The sequence below is a fragment of the Thauera phenylacetica B4P genome (assembly GCF_000310225.1).
Lineage (GTDB): Bacteria > Pseudomonadota > Gammaproteobacteria > Burkholderiales > Rhodocyclaceae > Thauera > Thauera phenylacetica.
The window spans coordinates 1-4,707 of sequence record NZ_AMXF01000280.1 but is presented as its reverse complement, the minus strand read 5'-3'; the positions used below and the strand labels follow the sequence as shown (position 1 = coordinate 4,707).

At 73.0% G+C, this 4,707-nt stretch carries 4 protein-coding genes; 3 read left to right on the top strand and 1 reads right to left on the bottom strand.

Annotated elements, in window-relative coordinates; genetic code table 11:
- From C667_RS20370 to C667_RS20360, 3 genes are all read left to right on the top strand, one after another.
- Nucleotides 1-529, top strand: a 529-nt coding sequence (locus C667_RS20370) for an FAD-dependent oxidoreductase (RefSeq protein WP_004380361.1), incomplete at its 5' end; no start/stop codon positions are given.
- A 70-nt stretch (nt 530-599) separates the two neighbouring features.
- Nucleotides 600-1,715 (top strand): methyltransferase domain-containing protein, encoded by a 1,116-nt coding sequence (locus C667_RS20365; protein WP_004380359.1) that lies wholly within the window; start codon nt 600-602, stop codon nt 1,713-1,715.
- Between the two features lie 124 nt (nt 1,716-1,839).
- Nucleotides 1,840-4,008, top strand: a complete 2,169-nt coding sequence (locus tag C667_RS20360) for a dihydrolipoyl dehydrogenase family protein (RefSeq protein WP_004380357.1) — start codon at nt 1,840-1,842, stop codon at nt 4,006-4,008.
- A gap of 70 nt (nt 4,009-4,078) precedes the next feature.
- Here C667_RS20360 and C667_RS20355 read toward each other — a convergent pair.
- A partial coding sequence (locus C667_RS20355; RefSeq protein WP_004380354.1) for an MFS transporter occupies nt 4,079-4,707 on the bottom strand: 629 nt, incomplete at its 5' end.

The following is a 4,707-nucleotide window of genomic DNA, read 5'->3' as shown; positions in this document are numbered from 1 at the left end:
CGGCATCGCGCTCCACCTGGCTCGCGCCGAGGGCACGGCGGCGGGCCTGGTGCTCGACCACGGCGCGGGGGACGCCCCCGCCACCCTGCCCGCAGACTGCGTGATCGCCGCCACCGGCGCGCGCGCCCTGCCCTGGTTGCGCGAGAGCGGCCTGGCCTGCGACGCGGACGGCTGGGTCGCGGTCGACGCCGGTCATCGCAGCGTCTCGCATCCCTTCATCCACGCCGCCGGCGACGTGTGCACCCGCGCCACGCCAGGGTTCACGCGCTCGGGCGTGCATGCGGTCCACGCCGGCCCGGTGCTCGCCGCCAACCTCCTCGCCGCCGTGGACGGCGTCGCGGAAGGTGAGCCCAGGCGCAGCTACCTGCCGCGCACACGCTCGCTGTACCTGATCGCCACCGGCCCCCGCCACGCCATCGCCTCGTGGGGACGCTGGTCGGCCGAAGGCCGCTGGGTCTGGCACTGGAAGGACTACCTGGACCGCGGCTTCATCGCGCGTCACCGGTGCGCAGCCATCCTGCCGGTGTAAGAATCCGCGGAGCACATGCGACAAAGCCCGAAACCCTATCCTCCCCCCCCCCTCTTTCCGGAGCCCCGCCATGCACGAACTCGTCCAGGACTACTACGGCCGCACCCTGCAGTCCTCCGCCGACCTCAAGACCTCGGCCTGCTGCGACGCGAGCGCGCTGCCGGCAGCACTGAAGCCGGTGCTCGGGCGCATCCACCCCGAGGTGTTGGCGCGCTACTACGGCTGCGGCCTGGTGAGCCCGCCCCTGCTCGAGGGCTGCCGCGTGCTCGACCTCGGCTGCGGCTCGGGGCGCGACGTGTATGCGCTCGCCCAGCTCGTCGGCGAGCAGGGCGAGGTGGTCGGCGTGGACATGACCCCCGAGCAGCTCGCCGTCGCGCGCCGCCACGAGGACTACCACCGCGCGGCCTTCGGCTTCGCGCGCAGCAACGTGCGCTTCCTGGCGGGCTACATCGAGCGCCTCGGCGAGCTGGGCCTGGAGGACGCGAGCTTCGACGTGATCGTGTCCAACTGCGTGATCAACCTGTGCCCGGACAAGGCCGCGGTGCTGCGCGAGGTCTTCCGCCTGCTCAAGGCGGGCGGCGAGTTCTACTTCTCCGACGTGTATGCCGACCGCCGCGTGCCCGCCGCGGTGCGCGACGACCCGGTGCTATACGGCGAGTGCCTGGGTGGCGCGCTTTACTGGCAGGACTTCCTCGCGCTGGCCCGCGCCGCCGGCTTCGCCGACCCGCGCCTGGTCGAGGATCGCCCGCTCGCGGTGACCGACGCGGCGCTCGTGGCCAAGCTGGGGAACATCCGCTTCTTCTCGGCGACCTGGCGGCTGTTCCGGCTCGACGGCCTCGACAGCGCCGGGGAGGACTACGGCCAGGCGGTGGTGTATCGCGGCACGCTGCCCGGGGAGCCCGTGCGCCTCGCGCTCGACAAGCGCCACGCCTTCGATGCGGGCCGCGTCGTGCCGGTGAGCGGCAACACCTGGCGCATGTTGCACGACAGCCGGCTGCGGCCGCACTTCGACTTCATCGGCAGCTTCGAGCGCCACTACGGCCTCTTCGCCGGCGAGGGGCCGGCCATGCCCTTCGACACCGCGTCGCCCGCCGCGGACGCGGACAACCCGGCGCCCCCACTGGCGCAAGCACCGACGGCGGCACCCATGACCCTCGGCAGCGCGGCGCGCAAATCTTGCTGCTGAAGCCCACGCGGCGATGGCCGGCCCGTCCGCTTGCGGTCAGGCGCGGCCGTGGCGAGTGCCGCCCCGTCTCCATCTCCTCCGCCGCCGTCACCTCGCCGACCTCCGCCACCTCCCCGGAACTCCAATGAAGAAAACCCTCCTGCTGCTGCTCGTGCTCGCGCTCGCCGCCGGTTTCTTCGCCAGCGGACTGCATCGCCAGCTCGATCTCGACACCCTCAAGGCGGGGATGGGCGGCTTCGCCGCCTGGCGCGCAGATTCGCCGCTGCTCGTCGCCGCGCTCTACTTCGCCGCCTATGTGGCGGTGACCGCGCTGTCGCTGCCGGGCGCGGCGGTGATGACGCTGGCCGGCGGCGCGCTGTTCGGGCTGGGCTGGGGGCTGCTGATCGTATCCTTCGCATCCACGATCGGTGCCACGCTGGCCTTCCTGGTCTCGCGCCACCTGCTGCGCGACAGCGTGCATGCGCGCTTCGGCGAGCGCCTGCGCGCGATCGACCAGGGCATCGCGCGCGACGGCGCGTTCTACCTGTTCTCGCTGCGCCTGGTGCCGGCCTTCCCCTTCTTCCTGATCAACCTGCTGATGGGGCTCACCCCGATCCGCACGCGCACCTTCTACTGGGTGAGCCAGCTCGGCATGCTGCCCGGCACGCTGGTGTACGTGAACGCGGGCACCGAGCTCGGCGCGGTGGACAGCCTGGCCGGCGTGCTGTCGCCGGGCCTCGTCGCCTCCTTCGTGCTGCTCGGCCTGTTCCCGCTGCTCGCGCGCTGGGGGGTCGAGCGCGTGCAGGCGCGCCGGGTGTATGCCGGGTGGACGCGGCCGAAGCGTTTCGAACGCAACCTGGTCGTGATCGGCGCCGGCGCCGCCGGTCTGGTGACCTCCTACATCGCCGCGGCGGTGAAGGCCAAGGTCACCCTGGTGGAGGCCGGGCGCATGGGCGGCGACTGCCTCAACACCGGCTGCGTGCCGAGCAAGGCGCTGATCCGCAGCGCGCGGCTCGCCCACCAGATCCGCCACGCCGAGCGCTACGGCCTGGAGCCTGGCGAGCCGGCGATCGACTTCCGCAGGCTGATGGCGCGGGTGCGCGCGGTGATCCGCAAGATCGAGCCGCACGACAGCGTGGAGCGCTACACCGCACTCGGCGTCGAGGTGCTGCAGGGCCGCGCGCGTATCGTCGACCCGTGGACGGTCGAGGTGGCACTCAACGAGGGTGGCACGCACCGGCTCAGCACCCGCAACATCGTCATCGCCACCGGCGCGCGGCCGACGGTGCCGGCCCTGCCCGGGCTGGAGGCGGTGGGCTACCTCACCAGCGACACGCTGTGGGATGCCTTCGCCGAACTCGACACCCCGCCGCGCCGGCTGCTGGTGCTGGGCGGCGGGCCGATCGGCTGCGAGCTCGCGCAGGCCTGCGCGCGCCTCGGCTCGCAGGTGGTGCTGGTGGGCCGCGCGCCGCAGCTGCTGCCGCGCGAGGACGCCGACGTCGCCGCCTTCGCCCGCGCCGCGCTGGAGGCCGACGGTGTCGAGGTGCTGACCGGGGTCGCGGCGCTGCGTTGCGAGCGGGAGCCGTCCGCGGAGGGCATGGACAAGTTCCTCGTCGTCGCCGACCCCGCCGGCGGCGGCGAGCGCCGCATCGGCTTCGACACCCTGCTGTGCGCGGTCGGCCGCAGCGCGCGCCTGGAGGGCTTCGGCCTGGAGGCGCTTGGCATCCCGGCCGAGGGGACGGTGGCGACCAACGACTTCCTGCAGACGCGCTACCCCAACATCCTCGCCGCCGGCGACGTCGCCGGCCCCTTCCAGTTCACCCACGTCGCCGCCCACCAGGCCTGGCACGCGGCGGTCAATGCGCTCTTCGGCCACCTGCGCCGCTTCCGCGTCGACTACCGCTTCGTGCCCCACACCACCTTCATCGACCCCGAAGTCGCACGGGTGGGGCTGAACGAGACCGAGGCCCACGCGCGCGGCATCACCTTCGAAGTCACCCGCTACGGGCTGGACGATCTCGACCGTGCGATCGCCGACGGCGCCGACCACGGCTTCGTCAAGGTGCTGACCGTGCCCGGCAAGGACCGCATCCTCGGCGTCACCATCGTCGGCGAGCACGCCGCCGAGCTGCTCGCCGAGTTCGTGCTGGCGATGAAGCACGGCCTCGGGCTCAACAAGGTCCTCGGCACCATCCACACCTACCCGACCTTCGCCGAGGCCAACAAGTACGTCGCCGGCGAATGGAAGCGGGCGCACGCACCGCAGCGCGTGCTCGGCTGGCTGGCGCGCCATCACGCCTGGCTGCGGGGCTGATTACCGGCCGTGTCGCGCTCCGGCCGGGCCACATCCGGCAGCGCCCCGGCAAGGCAGGCGGGACGTCCGCTCACGCGCGCTGGTAGCGGGTCCGGCTCGACAACAGCAGGCCGACGATGGAGGCGAGCCCGGTGATCACCCAGGTCCACTGCCAGCCGCCCACCGTGCCCGCCACCCAGGCCACCAGCGGCGGGCCGAGGAACTGTCCGGCCGAGGAGCACTGCTGCATCCAGCCGACGGTGGTCGACACCGTCTGCTCGCTCGGCGCCACATGCACCGCGAGCGCGAACAGGGTGGCGGGGATCAGGCCGCCGACCGCCGAGAACAGCACCACCGCCAGGTAGCGGGCCACCGGCGCCTCGGCGCTGAGCGGGCTGAAGGCGACGAAGGCGGTCACCGCCATCGCCAGGAAGCCGGCATAGAGCAGGTGGCGGGCGCACACCCCGCGGTGCAGCAGGCGGCCTGCGGCGAGGTTGCCGGTGACGTTCACCAGGCAGGCGAAGGCGGTAAGCAGACCGGCGGCCTGGCCGGAGAGCCCGGCCTGGGCGTAGATCGACGGCAGGAAACCGATGACCGCCAGCCACTGGCTGGAGTACATCGAGAAGGTGATCGCCACCCGCCACGGCCCCGCGCTGCCGAGCGTGGCGCGCAGGCGTGCAGCCCATCGGGCGCTCGCGGCGAGCGGGACGCCGGCAGGGA